This is a genomic window from Kocuria sp. UBA1838 (assembly GCF_002338785.1).
GTDB classification, from domain to species: Bacteria; Actinomycetota; Actinomycetes; order Actinomycetales; family Micrococcaceae; genus Kocuria; species Kocuria marina.
The window spans coordinates 109,420-126,425 of record NZ_DDIY01000005.1 but is presented as its reverse complement, the minus strand read 5'-3'; the positions used below and the strand labels follow the sequence as shown (position 1 = coordinate 126,425).

The window sequence follows — 17,006 nt, the reverse complement described above, 5'->3', positions numbered from 1 at the left end:
GGCGGTGCTGTGGAGGGCGCTTGCCGCGGTGGACGAAGTGGGGCGCCGTCGGCGGTGGGCGAAGTGGGGTGCCGTCGGCGGTGGAGCGGTAGGGCGTGGCGAGCCGGAGCCGTAATGGGACGCGCGGCGCGGGTTCCCACTCACCCAGGGGTCAGACGGAATCGGGGCCGTGCACCCGGCGCACCTTGCGTGTGCAGCGAAGGATCGCGACCGTGCCCACGAGGGCCACGAGGGCCTGGGCGGCGATCGCGGGACGGAACGCATCGGCGTCGTACAGCGTGGGTGTGATCCCGGCGCCGAACAGCAGGTCGAGCACGAGCCCCGTGACGTAGATCGCGAGCAGGGACGCCGCGAACCCGCCCACGTTGGCGAGTCCCGTGGCGGTGCCGTTGCGCTGCGGCGGGTTGAAGGAGCGCACGATGTCGAACGCCAGCATGGACGCGGGCAGGGACAGAGCGATCATGCACACGGCCACGTAGACGACCACGGCGGGGGCGTGGCCCGGCCAGACGAGCAGTGCCGTCCACCCGGCCCAGCTCACGAGCACGCATGCCAGGGACAGTGTGGAGCGCCGGCGCGCGAAGCGCGCACTGAGTTTGCCGATCACCGGCGCCACCGCCACGTTGAACACCACGTACACGGTCATCACGGCGGAGGCCTGCGTGGGGTCCAGCCCCTGTGCGTTCTGCAGGTACGGGTACGCCCACATGAGGGCGAACGTGTTGCCCACGAACTGCACGGTGAAGTGGACCCAGAAGCCCAGCTGGGTCCCCGGTTCCTTGATGGCCTGCCCCATGGAGGTGCGCACGGTCGCCAAGGAGATCGCGTCGTTGAGCTCACGCGCGCCCGGCGGGTTGCTGCGCAGGAACAGGCCGGAGAGCACCGCGGCGAGCAGGGCGATCGCCGCCATGACCGCGAAGGACGGCACCCAGCCGACCACGTGGAGCAACGCCGCGAACGGGATCACGGAGAAGAGCTGGCCCAGGTTGCCCGTCATGCCCACGACCTGGGTGAGCATGGGTACCTTCAGCGCGGAGAACCACACGGGGAGCAAGCGCATGACGCACACGAACGTGGCGGCGTCGCCGGCGCCCACGAGGATGCGACCCACCACGCCCTCGGCCACGGACTGCGCCGCGGCCAATTGCAGTTGTCCCGCCGCCATGGCCACGGCCCCCACGGTGATGAGGATGCGCGGGCCGAACCGGTCCACGAGCACCCCCACGGGCACCTGTAGTGCCGCATAGACGAGCACCTGCATCATGGAGAACAGGGACAGCCCCGAGGCCGCGGTCTGGAACCGGTCGGCGGCCTCCACCGTGGCCACGCCGAAACTCGTGCGCTGCGCGACCGCGGAGAAGTACGCGAAAACACCCACCGCGAAAATCAACCATGCGGTGGGTGAGTCCTTGTACCGGGACGGACGAGGTGCAACCGGTTCGGGCATGCGGATGGGCCTCCCACGGGCTCGGCGACGGAGGCCCGTGCATACCGGGTGCGGGGCCCTACTCTCGGTGGTCCTCCGGGTCGCTCTGCGCGGCCAAGAACGCCTCCGCGGCGGCACCGAGGTCGTCGGCGTCGGGCAGGTCGGCGTCGTCGGGCCCGGCGAGAATCGAACGACGGGCGGACGCGTCCACCACGTCATCGTATCGCCGTTCCATGTTCTGGATGACACCCTGGACCTCGGGCGAGGAGTTCGCCTGCGCGTCGATCTGACGGATCACGTCCCGGGAGGCCTCCCGCAGCTCGTCCGTGGGCAGAGTGCGCCCGGTCACGGCACTGAGATACTCGAGGGCCGCGACGGCCGCCTGCGGAAGGTAGGACTCCGCGAGGTACTGCGGCACGTGCACGGACAACCCCACGTGATCGATCCCGCCCTCCTGCAATCGCAGTTCGAGCAGGTGCGAGGCGGATGCGCTGACCTCGAACGTGGGCTTGTTGCCGTCGATCCGGGGCAGCAGATCCGCACGCGGACCATGGGCGGTCACCAGGATGGGCCGCGTGTGCGGCACGGGCATGGGGATCCCTCCCACGAGCGCCACGAGACTCACCCGCAGTCGTTGCGCGAGCCCCACCACGGCGGAGCTGAACCGCTCCCACTGGGTGTCAGGCTCGGGTCCGGTGAGCAACAAGAAGTGCCGGTCCAGCCCGTCGGTGACCACATGCAGGTTCAGCTCGGGCGCCTCGAAGTCCTCGAAGTGGTCCTCCGAGAACTTCACGTGGGGGCGCCGGGAGCGGTAGTCGTAGAGCTGGTCCAGGTCGAAACGGACCACGGTCTCGCTCGGCATGGAGTCGAGGATGACGGCCTCGATCTGACCGGCCAGGTGGCCGGCCTCCACGTATCCGGACAGCGCCACGATCATGGGCAGCCCACGCAATCGCTCGTCTCCCAGCAACGCGGGATTCCCCAGATACAGGGCCGTGGGATCCAGCACACTTCCTCCTCGTCGAATCATGGGCGCGGCACAGGGGCGCCGACGCTCGTGAGAAGGGAACGCCCGGAGCGACCCCGCCTATTCCCCGCTTCCCCGGGGCTGTGCTGGCTAGGATCGGAGTCGTGCGCGCCACACGAACGCCGCGCACGTCGCGGCCATCCGTACCGCGCCGCATCGTCGTCAGCCACCCGTGAAAGGACACGACAGTGACCACACCGCAGGACATCCTGGCCACCCACGAGGTACGCCTCGAGACCAGCACCAAGCCCCTGGGCACCTCCGCAGACGCCCTCGTGCTGGGGGTACGCCACGACGGCGAGCTCGCGGTACCGAGCGACGTCAAGGCGGGCGTGCGGCGTCGTCTGACGGAGCTCGCCGAACGGGCCCGGGTCTCCGGCGGGCTCGACCGCGTGCTCGTGGTGCCCGCCCCGGACGAGGTGGACGCGCGGTCCGTCGTGTTCACGGGACTGGGCCGTGGTGAGGACGACGAGCGTGGCGAGAACCTGCGCCAAGCGGCCGGTGCTGCGGCGCGGACCCTGCGCGGGGCGGCCGAAACCGCCGTGTTCGCGCTGCCCGTGGCCTCCGAGACCGAGGTCCAGGCCGTGGCCGAGGGGATCGGGCTGGGCGCGTTCAACTACGTCACGCAGAAGTCCCGCACGGCCTCCGAGGCCGACGTTCCGCTGAGCGCGGCGACCGTGGTCGTACCCAAGAACCTCGGCAAGACCGCGAAGGACGCCGTCATCCGGGCCGCCCAGGTGGCGCGCGCCGTGCGCCTGACGCGCACCCTCGTGGACCTCTCCCCCGACACCGCGACCCCCGAGTTCGTCGCGGCCGTGGCGACCACCGCCGCGAAGGGCACGAAGGTCTCGGTCGAGGTGCTCGCCGAGAAGGAACTGACCCGCGGCGGTTACGGCGGCCTGCTGGGCGTGGGGCGGGGCTCCGTGAACGGGCCGCGCCTGGTCAAGCTGCAGTGGTCCCCGGCCCGCGCCAAGAAGCACGTGGCGCTCGTGGGCAAGGGCATTACGTTCGACTCCGGCGGCCTGTCGTTGAAGCCGCCGGCCTCGATGATGACCATGAAGTCGGACATGGCCGGTGCCGCCGCGGTGCTCAGCACCGTCCTCGCGGCCGCTGCGCTCCAGTTGCCCGTGACCGTGACGGGCTGGCTGTGCCTCGCCGAAAACCTGCCCTCCGGCTCCGCGACCCGTCCGGGTGACGTGTTGAGCATGTTCAGCGGTCACACCGTGGAGGTGTTGAACACGGACGCCGAGGGCCGCCTGGTGCTCGCGGACGGGCTGTGGGCCGCGGGCCAGGAGAACCCGGACCTGTTGCTGGACATCGCGACCCTGACGGGCGCGCAGATGGCCGCGCTCGGCGTGCGTACCGCGGGCATCATGGGCGACGACGCCGCTCGCGAACGTGTCGTGCGCGCCGCTTCCCGCGCGGGCGAATCCGCGTGGCCCATGCCGCTGCCCGAGCACCTGCGTCCGTCCCTCGACTCGTTCGTGGCGGACCTGAAGAACATGGGCGACAAGTACGGCGGGATGCTCGTGGCCGGGCTGTTCCTGCGGGAGTTCGTCCCCGAGCAGCGTGGCCGGCGGATCCCGTGGGCGCACATCGACATCGCGGGCCCCTCCTTCAACGAGTCGCAGCCCTGGGGGTACACACCCAAGGAGGGGACCGGCTTCGGGGTGCGCACCATGCTCGCGGTGGCCCAGGACCTCGCCGAGTAGGTTTTCCCCGGTCGTGCGCCACGCTGCGGGGGTCCACCGGGATGCAATGTCTGGTGAGCCCCCCGGGGTGGCGTTAGGCTGGACCCCAACCGTGACCGCCCCACACACACCCAGGATCGGGACCCGGGCGGGCATCAGAAACCAAGAACTCGAACCCCGAGGGAGCCAACGTGGCCGACAACCAATACGACATTCTGGTCCTGGGCGGAGGATCCGCCGGGTACTCCGCCGCACTGCGCGCGGTGCAGCTGGGTTACAGCGTGGCGCTGATCGAGAAGGAGAAGCTGGGAGGTACGTGCCTGCACTGGGGTTGCATCCCCACCAAGGCGTACCTGCACTCGGCCGAACTCGCCGAAGGCGCCCGGGAGTCGGAGAAGTACGGCATCAAGGCCTCCCTCGAGTCCATCGACATGGCGGCCGTACGCGAGTACAAGAACAAGGTCGTGCAGGGCAAGTACAAGGGTCTCACCGGGCTCATGAAGGTGCGCAAGGTGGACGTGATCCAGGGCAACGGCAAGCTCACCGGCCCCAACACCATCGACGTGGACGGCACCACCTACACGGGTGAGCACATCATCCTGGCCACTGGTTCCTTCTCCAAGACCCTGGGCATCGAGATCGGCGGTCGCGTGATGACCTCCACCGAGGCCCTCGAGATCGACTTCGTGCCCAAGTCCGCGATCGTGCTGGGCGGCGGCGTGATCGGCTGCGAGTTCGCCTCCATGTGGCGCTCCTTCGGCGTGGACGTGACCGTGATCGAGGGTCTGCCCCACCTCGTGGCCAACGAGGACCCGGCCATCGTGAAGATCGCTGAGCGCGAGTTCAAGAAGCGCGGCATCAAGTACAACCTGGGCACGTTCTTCGAGAAGGTCGAGCAGAACGACGACGGCGCCAAGGTCACCCTCGCGGACGGCAAGGAATTCGAGGCCGAGATCGTGCTGGTGGCCGTGGGCCGCGGCCCCAACACCGAGGGCATGGGCTTCGAGGACCAGGGCATCCCCATGGACCGCGGTTTCGTGACCCCCGACGAGCGCCTGCACACGGGCGTGGCCAACATCTACGCGATCGGTGACATCGTCCCCGGCGTGCAGCTCGCCCATCGCGGCTACCAGCAGGGCCGCTTCGTGGCCGAGGAGATCGCCGGGCTCAACCCAGTGGTGGTCCCGGACATCAACGTCCCCAAGGTCACGTTCACCGAACCCGAGATCGCCTCCGTGGGCTACTCCCAGCCCAAGGCGGAGGAGAAGTTCGGCAAGGACAACGTGGAGACCTTCGAGTACAACCTCGCTGGCAACGGCAAGAGCTCCATCCTGGGCACCGGCGGCATCATCAAGCTGGTGCGCGAGAAGGACGGACCCATCGTGGGGTTCCACGCGATCGGGACCCGCATCAGTGAGCAGATCGGTGAAGGCCAGCTCATGGTGAACTGGGAGGCCTACCCCGAGGACGTGGCGGCATTCGTCCACGCCCACCCGACCCAGAACGAGGCCATCGGTGAGGCAGCGATGGCATTGGCCGGCACTCCGCTGCACGGCTGATCCACTGCACCGGGTGCCCGCCCCACGGGGTGGGCACCCGGCCCCTCACCACCCCGGGACCGCACGGACCCGGGACACGTTGCACATTTTCCGATCTTTAGAGAGGGACGGACGACACAATGTCTGAAACCGTTAACCTGCCCGCGCTGGGCGAGTCTGTCACCGAAGGAACCGTGACCCGCTGGTTGAAGCAGGTGGGCGACGAGGTGGCCGTGGACGAGCCCTTACTCGAGGTCTCCACCGACAAGGTCGACACCGAGGTCCCCTCCCCCGTGGCCGGCGTCGTCGAGAAGATCCTGGTCGAGGAGGACGAGGACGTGGAGGTCGGTGCCCCGCTGGTCGTCATCGGTGACGGCTCCGGTTCGGGTTCCGATGACTCCTCGGACGCTTCCGCCGAGGAGGTCGAGGACGCCGCGACCGAAGCCGATTCCGGTGAGAACACCGAACAGGCCGCGGAGACCGAGACCGAGCAGGCCCCCAAGGCCGACACCAAGCAGTCCTCGGGCAACTCCGTGGAGGTCACCCTGCCCGCGCTGGGTGAGTCCGTGACCGAGGGCACCGTGACCCGCTGGCTCAAGGAGGTCGGCGAGCAGATTGAGGTCGACGAGCCCCTGCTGGAGGTTTCCACCGACAAGGTCGACACCGAGGTCCCCTCCCCCGTGGCCGGGACCCTGCTGGAGATCAAGGTCCAGGAGGACGAGGACGCCGAGGTCGGCCAGGTCCTGGCGATCGTGGGCGACGAGTCCGCCGCCGGCTCCGGTGGCTCCGACTCCGACTCCGACAACGGCTCCTCCGACGAGTCGGGTGAGACCAAGGCCGAGCAGATCGAGGACGCCGCGACCGAAGCCGATTCCGGTGAGAACACCGAACAGGCCGCCGAGGCCAAGGCTCCCCAGAAGAGCTCCGGCTCCGAGGAGAAGCCCACTCCCGCCAAGCAGTCCGAGTCCGGTGCGTCCTCCGATTCCGATGCCAAGTCCTCGGACTCCGGCACCAAGGACGTCCCCGGCTACGTGACCCCGCTAGTGCGCAAGCTGGCCCGTGAGAAGGACGTGGACCTGTCCACGATCACCGGCACGGGTGTGGGTGGGCGCATCCGCAAGCAGGACGTGCTCGCCGCCGCGGAGGAAGCCGCCAAGCAGTCCGAGGCTCCCCAGGTCCAGGACACCGGCGCCAACATGGCACCGGCCGTGTCCCGCCAGGGCTCCGAAGCCCAGCCGGCCTCCGCCCCCGCCCCGGACGCCAAGCGCGGCACCACGGAGAAGGCCCCCCGCATCCGGATGACCATCGCCAAGCGCATGCGCGAGTCCCTGGACGTCTCCGCCCAGCTCACGCAGGTGACCGAGGTGGACATGACCCGCGTGGCCCAGCTGCGTCAGAAGGCCAAGGACCAGTTCCAGAAGCGCGAGGGCGCCAAGCTCACGTTCATGCCGTTCTTCGCCAAGGCCGTGGCCGAAGCATTGCAGGCGCACCCCGTGCTCAACGCCACGTTCAAGGAAGAGTCCAAGGAGATCGTCTACAACGCCTCCGAGGACATCGCGATCGCGGTGGACACCCCCCGCGGGTTGCTTGTGCCGGTCGTCAAGAACGCCGGTGACCTGAACCTGGGTGGTCTGGCCAAGCAGATCGCGGAAGTGGGTGCCGCCGCCAAGGACGGTTCCATCTCCCCGGATCAGCTGACCGGTGGGACCTTCACCATCACGAACATCGGTTCCTTCGGTGCTCTGTTCGACACGCCCATCATCAACCAGCCGCAGGTCGCCATCTTGGGCACGGGCACGATCGTCAAGCGCCCCATGGTGCTCACGGACGCGGACGGCAACGACACCATCGCCATCCGCCACATGTGCTACCTGTCCCTGACCTACGACCACCGTCTCGTGGACGGCGCGGACGCCGGCCGGTTCCTGGGCACGCTCAAGAAGCGCCTGGAAGCGGGTCAGTTCGAGTCGGAGGTCGGCCTGTAAGGGTTTCCCTGTGACCCACCGCGGTCAACCGTTCGGTTGATTTCCCGGCCGCCGGGATGTGTTCTGGATCACTCAGAACGCATCCCGGCGGTTTCGTGTGACGGGGCTCCGATAGGCTCGAATCATGTCTTTCCTCTTCAGCCTGATGTTGTTCCTCCACTTCCTCGGTCTAGCCGTCATCATCGGCACGTGGCTCTTCACCATGAAGCGCCCCACCGTCACGTCCGGTCAGTTCTGGGCCGCGATCGTGATGCTGCTGACCGGTTTGGTCATGGTGGTCTTCCGCGAGATGCAGGACGGTTTCGCGGTCAACCACATGAAGATCGGCGTCAAACTGATCATCCTGCTCGTCGTGGCCGTCGCGGCGTTCATCGGGATGCGCAAGACCAAGCGCGGCGAGCCCGTGTCCACCGGGCTGGCCCACGCGGTCGGCGGTCTAGCCGTGATCAATGCCGCCGTCGCGGTGTTCTGGTGAGCCACCCGCTTCCCTGAACGTCCCCCGTTCCCACCGCAAGCCCCGGTGTCGCGCGTTCCCTTCAGATTGCGACGGCACAGGGGCTTCGCGTTGCTCACGACCCGCGGGTCAGCGCCTCCGCCCATGGGCGGCGGCTGCCTCGCAGCCACCCGTTGCGGACCTGTCGATGCCGTCGGCGCGCGGCAGCCTCCCACGGCGATCCGACCATCATGACGAGACCTTCACGAGCCGACCCTCATGTCGCAGCCGTCGCGCGGGGGCCGTCATGGGCCGCCTCTCACGGGGCGGCCTCGACCGGTGTGACGTCGGCGAGCCGCCACCCCTGCGGGGTGTGGGTCACCGAGATCCGCAGGGTCTGAAGGGCCTCGTCCCCCTGCCGGGTCACGTGGGAGCCCGTGGGTAACTCGCCGTGCCAGCCCCGCGTCCGGACCTCGGCGTCGTAGGTGCGAGTGCGGGCCGCCTCGGCGGGCGTGAGACCCGACCCGGCGCGGGGCCGCTGTTCGGTCAACCGGGCGACGTCCATGCTCACACTGGACAAGGCCGTGAATCCCGATCCCGAGGTGTCCTGGGCCTTCGCGCGCCGGATCAGGTCCCGATCCCGCGCGGCGAGTCCCGAATCCGCGACGTACACTTCCGCGACGGCCGTCTCGTCCCCGGCCGCGAGCGCCGCCGCGCGGGCGGACACGAGGCCTTCGACGGCCCTTCGCGCCTCACCGTCCTTGTCCTGCATGGTCTCTCCTGGCGCGGTGGCCGATCGCTCGGTGGCTTCCCTGGACGCCCCCGCAGCGTCCGGCACGGGGGTCGCCCCGGGGGACTGCGAGCTCGTTCCGGAGGGTGTCCCGGCGGCCGCATCCGGGGGCGACGACGCCGTCCCCGCCTCGGCTGCCGACGTCGCACCGGATTCGGCGGGCCTGGCGACGGGCCCGCCACCGTCCCACGCGAGGAATCCCCATGCCAGGGCCGCTGCACCCAGGACTCCGGCGGCCGCGAGCCACGCCCTGCGCCGCACGGACGTGTCCACCCCGGCCACGGCGACGCCGCCCGGACTCATCCGAATCCGACGCGGGGGAACGAGCCGACGGGGAACGGGGCGCAGGGGCATGAGGCGGCGGGGCCGCACCACGGTGCCGTCCGCGCGGATGACCTCCGGGGTCATGCGTTCGGGTGGCCGGCCGACCGGTTTGCTCCGCGGTGCGGAGGCCGAGAAACCTGCGGCGAGCTCCTGCGCGGAGGGGCGCGCGGCGGGGTCGTCAGCCAGGGCGGCTTCGAGCATCAGCACGAGGTGACGCGGCGCGGCGGGACACATGAGCGTCAACGGCACCCGGTGCGACTCGGGGCCGGGGTGGCGGCCCGTGAGCGCGAGCCACCCCAGCACGCCCAGGGCATGCACGTCCTGCACCGCGGTGTATGCATCCTCCGCGGGGCCGAGCGCCACCCCGGGGTGCGCGGGCCGATCCGCGACACCCCATGGCACGGGCCCCACCGAGCTGCCCGCGGGAACGCCGTAGCCGTCCACGAGCGCGCGCTCGTCCAGCGTGAGGAGGACGTGATGCGCCGCGAGGTCCCCGTGCACCCAGCCACGCTCGTGCAGGTGCGAAAGCGCACGAGCGACCGCCGCGAGAACCGGCGCGGTGTCCTCCGGCCGCAACCGTCCCCGGTCGCGCATGGTGTCCTCAAGGGTCTTGCCGCGGACGTGGTCCGCCACGAGCGCCCGGGATGCGCCGTCCCCGCCGAGGGTCGCGCGCACGCTCACGAGCTCGGGATGCGGTGACTCCGCCCATGCCTCGACGAGGGCGGCGATCTGCTCCTCGCCGGCCCGCCGGTGTTCGCGGTCCTCGGTCACGACGAACGTGACGGTGTACTTCTCATGGGTCGTGCGTTCCCGGGCCAGCCACGTGCGGGACCCACCGCCCTCCCCGAGCTTCTCCACGAGTTCGAGACCGTCGCGCTCGACCGTCTCGGCGGCCGGATCGCTCATCGACTCGGGCGACTCCGCACGGTCGGCGGGCTGCACACGGTGGGCGGGTACCGAATGGCCAGCGGATACCGCACTAGCGGAGGGGGCCGCACCCGGGGCCGCCGCGGCGTCGTCGTACCCCTCGCGGCCGTGACGACGCCGCTCACCCGCGCGCACGGCCCGCACGCGGTCCCGGGCGCTGTGCCCACGCGACGGCGCGGACGCGTCACGGGTCCTGGACGGCGCCTCGAGCTGCTCCGGTTCCTGCTCTGCGTTCATGACCCCACTGTGCCGTGAAACACAGCGGCCCGCTCACGTTATCCACAGACGGGCGGAAGGGATAGGCTGGCGGAATGGCTCTGCACTTCGAACGCATCGGTCTGGCACCGGACTTCGTGAACTACCGCGAGTGCTTGGACCTGCAGCGGGAGGTCCACGGCGAGGTCGTGGCCGGAACCCGCGGCAACACGGTGCTGATGGTGGAACACGAACCCGTCTACACCGCCGGGCGCCGCACCGAGAAGCACGAGTACCCGTGGGACGGCACGGACGTGGTCCCGATCGGCCGGGGCGGGAAACTGACTTACCACGGCCCCGGGATGCTCGTGGGGTATCCCATCGTGCGCTTGCCGATCCCCTTGGACGTGGTGCGCTTCGTGCGTGTCCTGGAAGAGGTCATCATCGCCGTGGTCCGTGACTTCGGCGTGCCCGCGACCACCGTGGAGGGCCGGTCCGGCGCGTGGGTGCTCGCGGACGAGCGGGGCCCCGATCGCAAGATCTCGGCGATCGGCGTGCAGGTCTCCAAGCGTGCGACGATGCATGGTTTCGCCTTGAACTGCTCGAACGACCTGCGCCCGTTCGGCAAGATCATCCCGTGCGGGATCACGGACGCCGGCGTGACCTCGATCAGCCAGGAGACCGGGAATCGGATCGACCCGGCGGACGTTGTGCAGCGTATGGAGCAGGAACTCGCGGCCCGTGAGGCGGACCTGTGCGTCGCCTTCGAACCCGATGTCCCGGCACCGCCCGTGCGACTGCCGCACACGGGTGACTCCCGAGCGAGGGACGCCTCACCCACCGCGGTGTCCTGACCGGGCCACAGCCACCGCACCAATCGCGGATCGTCGAGAACAGACCCCTGAGAACGGCCCGACCCGCTCATCCGCGTGGACCGGGCCCCGCCAGCGCCACCAGCGAGGAGTACTCATGACCATCGCCCCCGAAGGCCGCAAACTGCTGCGCGTCGAGGCACGCAACGCCGAGGTGCCCATCGAGAAGAAGCCCTCGTGGTTGAAGAACACCGCCAAGATGGGACCCCAGTTCACGGAACTGAAGTCCATGGCCCGGGGTCGCGGGCTGCACACGGTGTGCGAGGAAGCCGGGTGTCCCAACATCTACGAGTGCTGGGAGGACCGTGAGGCCACGTTCCTGATCGGCGGGGACACGTGCACGCGCCGCTGCGACTTCTGCGACATCGCCACGGGCAAGCCGGGCATGGTGGACGTCGCCGAGCCTCGCAAGGTCGCCGAGTCCGTGCGTGACCTGGGACTGCGCTACGCGACCGTGACCTCGGTGGCCCGTGACGACCTCGCGGACGGCGGCGCATGGCTCAACGCCGAGACCATTCGCGCGATCCACGCCCTGAACCCGAGCACGGGTGTGGAGATCCTGATCCCCGATTTCAAGGGTCAGCCGGACGCCCTGCAGCAGGTCATCGACGCCCAGCCCGAGGTCTTCGCGCACAACCTGGAGACCGTCCCCCGCATCTTCCGCCAGATCCGTCCCGCGTTCGCGTACGAACGGTCCCTGGACGTCCTGACCCAGGGCAAGGAGAACGGGATGATCGTGAAGTCCAACCTGATCCTCGGCATGGGCGAGACCGACGACGAGGTCTACGAGGCGCTGTGCGACCTGCACGACGCCGGCTGCGACATCATCACCCTCACCCAGTACCTGCGCCCCGGCCCCACGTTCCACCCGATCGACCGCTGGGTGAAGCCGGAAACCTTCGTGGAGCTCTCCAAGGCCGCCGAGGAGATCGGCTTCCTGGGCGTGATGGCAGGGCCCATGGTGCGTTCCAGCTACCGCGCTGGCAAGCTGTGGGCACGCGCCATGAAGAAGATGGGCCGCGAGATCCCCGAGCACCTGTCCCACATCGACGACTCGGGTTCCGCGCGCCAGGAAGCCTCCTCCCTGTTGGCCCGCCTGGGCTGACGCCCGCATCAACACCGCTCCGCGGACGACGCCGCCTGCTTCCGGGCAGCGTCGTCCGTTCCGGGTGCCGCGCGGCACCCGGGAGGGCTTCCCTACGGACGAGACGCCGCGTCGTCGGGCCTCAGCGGATAGAATGGCGGAGATCCCCTGTGTCAGCGAGTGCGAGGAAGAACTGTGTCACCAGCCACGTCCACCAAGGCCAAGGCCGCCGAACGCGACCGTAAGCGCGAGGAGAAGCGCCAGCGCAAGGCCGCCAAGGGCCCGGGCATCTTCGCGCAGATGAAGCAGGTCTTCCAGATGACTCGCGAGCGCGAGCCGAACATCCTGTGGTGGATGATCCTGCTCGGCCTAGGCGTGCTGCTCGTGTTCCTGCTCATCGGTGTGCTACTCGGCAACTGGATCACGTGGTTGCTCATCGGCATCCCGTTCGCGGTGCTCGCCGCCGTGATCCTGCTGTCACGGCGGGCCGAGAAAGCCGCATTCTCGCGCATTGAGGGACAACCCGGTGCCGCGGGGGCCGCGCTGTCCACCCTCAAACGCGGGTGGATCGTGGAGGAGGAACCCGCCGCGATGGATCCCAAGTCCAAGGACCTGCTGTTCCGCGCCGTGGGCCGCCCCGGTGTCGTGTTCATCACCGAGGGCCCGGTCAACCGCGTGGACAAGCTCGTGAAGAAGGAACGCCGCCGCATCGGCCCGGTGATCCAGAACGTCCCCATCCACGTGCTCAAGTCCGGCAACGGCGAGAACCAGATCCCCCTGAGCAAGCTCACCAAGGAGATGAAGCGCCTGGAGAACAAGCTCACTAAGCAAGAAGTTCAGGTGGTCCACCGCCGGATGAACACCCTGCAGAACAAGCTGCCGATCCCCAAGGGCGTGGATCCCATGCGTGCGCGCCCAGATCGTAAGTCCATGCGCGGTCGCTGAACCAGCGCCCACGGGCCGTGGGGCGATCCTGCTGATCAGCGCACGCGCACCAGGACGGTGTCGACCGCGCGATCGTGCAGACCCCGTTGGTCCTCGTCCGCGATCAGCGCGGGGATCACCAGACACAACAGCAGCGTGCGAAGGGCCGCTCTGCCGAAACCGGCGGGGCGGCCCTTCATCGTCTGGACCTGCAACCTCATGATCCAGTGCCCCGGGGTGCGCCCGAAGAACCCGACCATGAGCACGCTGATCACGAAGAACACCGCGAGGTTCATCAGCCCCGACCCGTTCCACTGCGCCAGGAACAGCCCCGCGAGAACCACCGCAAGCACCCAGTCGATCACCAGGGCCACCAGGCGCGCAGGGAAGCGAGCGATCGAGCCCGGCCCCTCAGCGGGGCGACCCAGACGACGACCGGGGTACGGCTGGCTTCCCTGGGGGGCGCCGTCGAGCCACGAGCCCATGTCCTGGCGAGAAATCATGACTTCACCCTAACGGGCCGACGTGGGAGCTCGTGCACCCGCCGGTAGACTGGGGCTCGTACTGACCGGTCGGCGAGCCCTCCGTGCATCACGCTCCGGGCGTTACACGGACGAAACATTCGTGTCATGGACGGGCAACGCCAGGTTCCTACGCTGGACATCAGAACCGAACGACCGCGGTGGTCCCCGCCACCGCGGCGTCGATCGGACGCCCACACAGAAGGAGAACAGGTCCATGTTCCAATCAGCCGAAGAAGTGCTCGCGTTCCTCAAGGACGAAGAGGTCATGTTCGTCGATCTGCGTTTCACGGACATGCCCGGTGTGCAGCAGCACTTCAACCTCCCGGCCAAGGCGGTGGACGAGGACTTCTTCACGGACGGACAGTTGTTCGACGGTTCCTCCATCCGTGGTTTCCAGGGCATCGCCGAGTCCGATATGCAGCTGATCCCGGACCCCCAGTCCGCGTTCGTGGACCCCTTCCGGCTCGAGAAGACGCTCGTGGTCACGTGCTCCATCGTGAACCCGCGCACCGGCGAGCCCTACCACCGCGACCCGCGCGGTGTAGCCGAGCGCGCCGAGGCGTACCTGGCCTCCACCGGTATCGCGGACACCGCGAACTTCGCGTCCGAAGCCGAGTTCTTCGTCTTCGAGGACGCCCGCTTCCAGGTCTCCCCCGAGCACACCTTCTACCGGATCGACTCGGACGAAGCCTCCTGGAACAGCGGCCGTGAGGAAGAGGGCGGCAACCTCGCGAACAAGACCCCCGTGAAGGGCGGCTACTTCCCCGTGTCCCCCGTGGACAAGCAGGCGGACCTGCGCGACGCCATGTGCGTGGCCCTGGACGAGGTGGGCCTTGAGGTCGAGCGCTCCCACCACGAGGTCGGTGCCGCGGGTCAGGCGGAGATCAACTACAAGTTCTCCACGCTGACCGCCGCCGCGGACGACCTGCTCAAGTTCAAGTACGTGATCAAAAACACCGCGGACTCGTTCGGCAAGACCGTCACGTTCATGCCCAAGCCCGTCTTCAACGACAACGGCTCGGGGATGCACTGCCACCAGTCGCTGTGGAAGGGCGGGGAGCCGCTGTTCTACGACGAGAAGGGTTATGCAGGCCTGTCGGACGTGGCGCGCTGGTACATCGGCGGCCTGCTGGAGCACTCCTCCGCGGTGCTCGCGTTCACCAACCCCACCGTGAACTCCTACCGCCGCCTGGTCAAGGGCTTCGAGGCCCCCGTGAACATGGTCTACTCGCAGGGCAACCGCTCCGCGGGCATCCGGATCCCCATCACGGGCACCAACCCCAAGGCCAAGCGCCTGGAGTTCCGCGCGCCGGACCCCTCGTGCAACCCGTACCTCGCGTTCGCCGCGCAGCTGATGGCCGGGCTGGACGGGATCCGCAACCGCATCGAGCCGGCGGACCCCATCGACAAGGACCTCTACGAGCTGCCCCCGGAGGAGGCCAAGGACATCAAGAAGGCCCCGGGCACCCTGTCGGAGGCGCTCGAGGCCCTTGAGGCGGACCATGAGTTCCTGCTCGCCGGTGACGTGTTCACTGAGGACCTGATCGAGACCTGGATCGAGTACAAGCGTGAGGTTGAGCTCAAGCCGCTCTCTGTGGTCCCCCACCCGCTGGAGTTCCAGATGTACTTCGGCGTCTGATTCCCCGCTCCACACGGACGCAGCCCCGCTCCTCGCGAGCGGGGCCGCGTTCGCGTCACAGCACGGGCGACGTCGCCCGCTCGCCTCGTGGGGGCCGCGCCACACGCCGGGTGGCCGGGTCCAGTAGCCACAGGTAGATGCCGTACGTCAGGGCCACGAGCGCGGCGATGACCCGCGCCGCGAAGAGGTTCAGGTCCAGGTAGGGGAACACGTCCAGCTGGTCCGCCACGGCGTAGACCATGAAGAACGCGGTCACGAAGAACAGCACGTCCACCTGCCAGTCGTCGCGGATCCCGGAGATCGCGAACAACGGGATGAGCCACACCACGTACCATGCCTGGATGATGGGGGCCAGCAGCACGAACGCGGCGAGCGCCCACGCGAGCCGGCGGAACAGTTTGGCGTCCCGCCCCACGAACATCAGCACGACCACCACCGCGGCGGAGAGCACCGTCCCGGTCGTGTGCACGGCGTCCATCCACGCGGAGCCGTTGAACCCCCACGAGTTGCCCACGAGCTGCGCGAACAACCCCAGCAGTCCGATCGGCGCGTACCAGATGTACACGGTGCCCGGTGTGGAGACCGCGGAGACCCACCCGAAACCGAAGCCGTTGACGAATCCCATGAGCGCCAACAAGGCCACGGAGTAGGCCAGCGTGAGGGCCCAGATCGCGAACCGGCGCGGCCATGACGCACCGCGCCCGGCCCAGAGCAGGCCCACGAACGGCAGGAAGATCAGTGTGATGGGCTTGATCGCCACAGACAGGGTCACGAGGGTCGTGCCCGCGATCCCACCCTTCCAGTTGCGGTGCATTGCCGCCACGTAGGTCCCGATCAGGGCCAGGGCCAGCATGATCGCGTCGTTGTGGGCGGCTACCACGAAGTTCGTGAGGAACAGCGGATTGGCCACCGTTAGCCACATGGCCCGCCGCGGATTGACGCCGTGCAGCCGGGCCAGGCGCGGGATGACCCACATGCACGCGATCACGGACACCACGCACAAGGCCCGAAACAGCAGCACGGAGGCGTCCGGGTCCGCACCGGTCACGAGGACCACGAGCTGTTCGAGCCACAGGAACACCGGGCCGTACGGGGGCGGGGATTCCGCCCATAACTGGTCCGCGCCCAGTTGGAAGAAGTTGTCGATCGTGGAGACCCCGGACTCGTACGGGTTCAACCCGTTCGCTATCACGCGGCCCTGCCCGATGTACGAGTACACATCCCGACTGAACAACGGGATGCTCACGAGCATGGGCGCCGCCCACGCCGCGATCGAGATCAGCACCCAGCGGGCGCTCTCCGGTCCCCACGGTCTGAGTTTCTGGCCCAGGCGCAGCCACTGCCGCACCAGGAGCATGGCTCCGAGGGCGAGCATCACGACCGAGACCACCACGCCCACGGTCTCGAAGCGCATCCACATGATCAGCGGGATGCGCCGCAGCGAGGACACGCTCGCGAGCCATCCCACGCCCAGGGAGCCGAACAGTAGCATGAGCGAGCCCAGCGAGCCCATCACCACGGTGCGGGTCAATGACACCGAGGACGTCGCGTCCCGTCCCGGGGCTGCGTCCCGTCCGGTTCCGGGGAGCGTCGAGTGACGTTCCGTCCTGGACGTGATGCGCACTAC

Annotated in this window: 13 protein-coding genes; 8 read left to right on the top strand and 5 right to left on the bottom strand. The window is 68.7% G+C overall.

Annotation, left to right across the window (positions count from 1 at the left end; genetic code table 11):
• Positions 1-151: 151 nt before the first annotated feature.
• Complete coding sequence (locus B3I25_RS02380; RefSeq protein WP_064845178.1) at positions 152-1,447, bottom strand: MFS transporter; 1,296 nt, start codon at positions 1,445-1,447, stop codon at positions 152-154.
• Between the two features lie 58 nt (positions 1,448-1,505).
• Positions 1,506-2,435 carry a proteasome assembly chaperone family protein gene (locus B3I25_RS02375; RefSeq protein WP_179861265.1) on the bottom strand — a complete coding sequence of 310 codons (930 nt, stop codon included), beginning with the start codon at positions 2,433-2,435 and terminating at the stop codon, positions 1,506-1,508.
• Between the two features lie 206 nt (positions 2,436-2,641).
• Here B3I25_RS02375 and B3I25_RS02370 point away from each other — a divergent pair, with 206 nt between their 5' ends.
• From B3I25_RS02370 to B3I25_RS02355, 4 genes are all read left to right on the top strand, one after another.
• Positions 2,642-4,165 carry a leucyl aminopeptidase gene (locus B3I25_RS02370; protein ID WP_098054529.1) on the top strand — a complete coding sequence of 508 codons (1,524 nt, stop codon included), beginning with the start codon at positions 2,642-2,644 and terminating at the stop codon, positions 4,163-4,165.
• A 170-nt stretch (positions 4,166-4,335) separates the two neighbouring features.
• On the top strand, positions 4,336-5,703 hold the full coding sequence (gene lpdA, locus B3I25_RS02365; RefSeq protein WP_286737691.1) for a dihydrolipoyl dehydrogenase: 1,368 nt from the start codon (positions 4,336-4,338) through the stop codon (positions 5,701-5,703).
• A 119-nt stretch (positions 5,704-5,822) separates the two neighbouring features.
• On the top strand, positions 5,823-7,667 hold the full coding sequence (sucB, locus tag B3I25_RS02360; RefSeq protein ID WP_286737690.1) for a 2-oxoglutarate dehydrogenase, E2 component, dihydrolipoamide succinyltransferase: 1,845 nt from the start codon (positions 5,823-5,825) through the stop codon (positions 7,665-7,667).
• A gap of 124 nt (positions 7,668-7,791) precedes the next feature.
• Positions 7,792-8,142, top strand: coding sequence for a hypothetical protein (locus B3I25_RS02355; protein WP_035961358.1), 351 nt, complete (start codon positions 7,792-7,794; stop codon positions 8,140-8,142).
• A 277-nt stretch (positions 8,143-8,419) separates the two neighbouring features.
• Here the strand turns inward: B3I25_RS02355 and B3I25_RS02350 are convergent, their stop codons facing one another.
• On the bottom strand, positions 8,420-10,378 hold the full coding sequence (locus B3I25_RS02350; protein WP_286737689.1) for a serine/threonine protein kinase: 1,959 nt from the start codon (positions 10,376-10,378) through the stop codon (positions 8,420-8,422).
• 74 nt (positions 10,379-10,452) lie between these two features.
• Between B3I25_RS02350 and lipB the strand changes: the two genes are divergently transcribed.
• The 3 genes from lipB to B3I25_RS02335 all read left to right on the top strand — a co-directional run bounded on the left by lipB (position 10,453) and on the right by B3I25_RS02335 (position 13,237).
• Positions 10,453-11,190, top strand: a complete 738-nt coding sequence (gene lipB, locus B3I25_RS02345) for a lipoyl(octanoyl) transferase LipB (protein ID WP_098054537.1) — start codon at positions 10,453-10,455, stop codon at positions 11,188-11,190.
• A gap of 115 nt (positions 11,191-11,305) precedes the next feature.
• A complete protein-coding gene (lipA, locus tag B3I25_RS02340; protein ID WP_286737688.1) occupies positions 11,306-12,313 on the top strand; it encodes a lipoyl synthase in 1,008 nt (335 codons plus the stop codon).
• Positions 12,314-12,487: 174 nt separating this feature from the next.
• A complete protein-coding gene (locus tag B3I25_RS02335; RefSeq protein ID WP_035961354.1) occupies positions 12,488-13,237 on the top strand; it encodes a DUF4191 domain-containing protein in 750 nt (249 codons plus the stop codon).
• A 35-nt stretch (positions 13,238-13,272) separates the two neighbouring features.
• Here B3I25_RS02335 and B3I25_RS02330 read toward each other — a convergent pair whose 3' ends face one another.
• Entirely contained in the window at positions 13,273-13,719 is a 447-nt protein-coding gene (locus B3I25_RS02330; protein ID WP_286737686.1) for an RDD family protein, read from the bottom strand.
• A gap of 235 nt (positions 13,720-13,954) precedes the next feature.
• Here B3I25_RS02330 and glnA point away from each other — a divergent pair, with 235 nt between their 5' ends.
• On the top strand, positions 13,955-15,379 hold the full coding sequence (glnA, locus tag B3I25_RS02325) for a type I glutamate--ammonia ligase (protein WP_064845161.1): 1,425 nt from the start codon (positions 13,955-13,957) through the stop codon (positions 15,377-15,379).
• Between the two features lie 55 nt (positions 15,380-15,434).
• On the opposite strand, the gene mptB is transcribed toward glnA, so the two are convergent.
• Positions 15,435-16,916, bottom strand: a complete 1,482-nt coding sequence (gene mptB, locus B3I25_RS02320; RefSeq protein WP_286737684.1) for a polyprenol phosphomannose-dependent alpha 1,6 mannosyltransferase MptB — start codon at positions 16,914-16,916, stop codon at positions 15,435-15,437.
• Between the last annotated feature and the right edge of the window lie 90 nt (positions 16,917-17,006).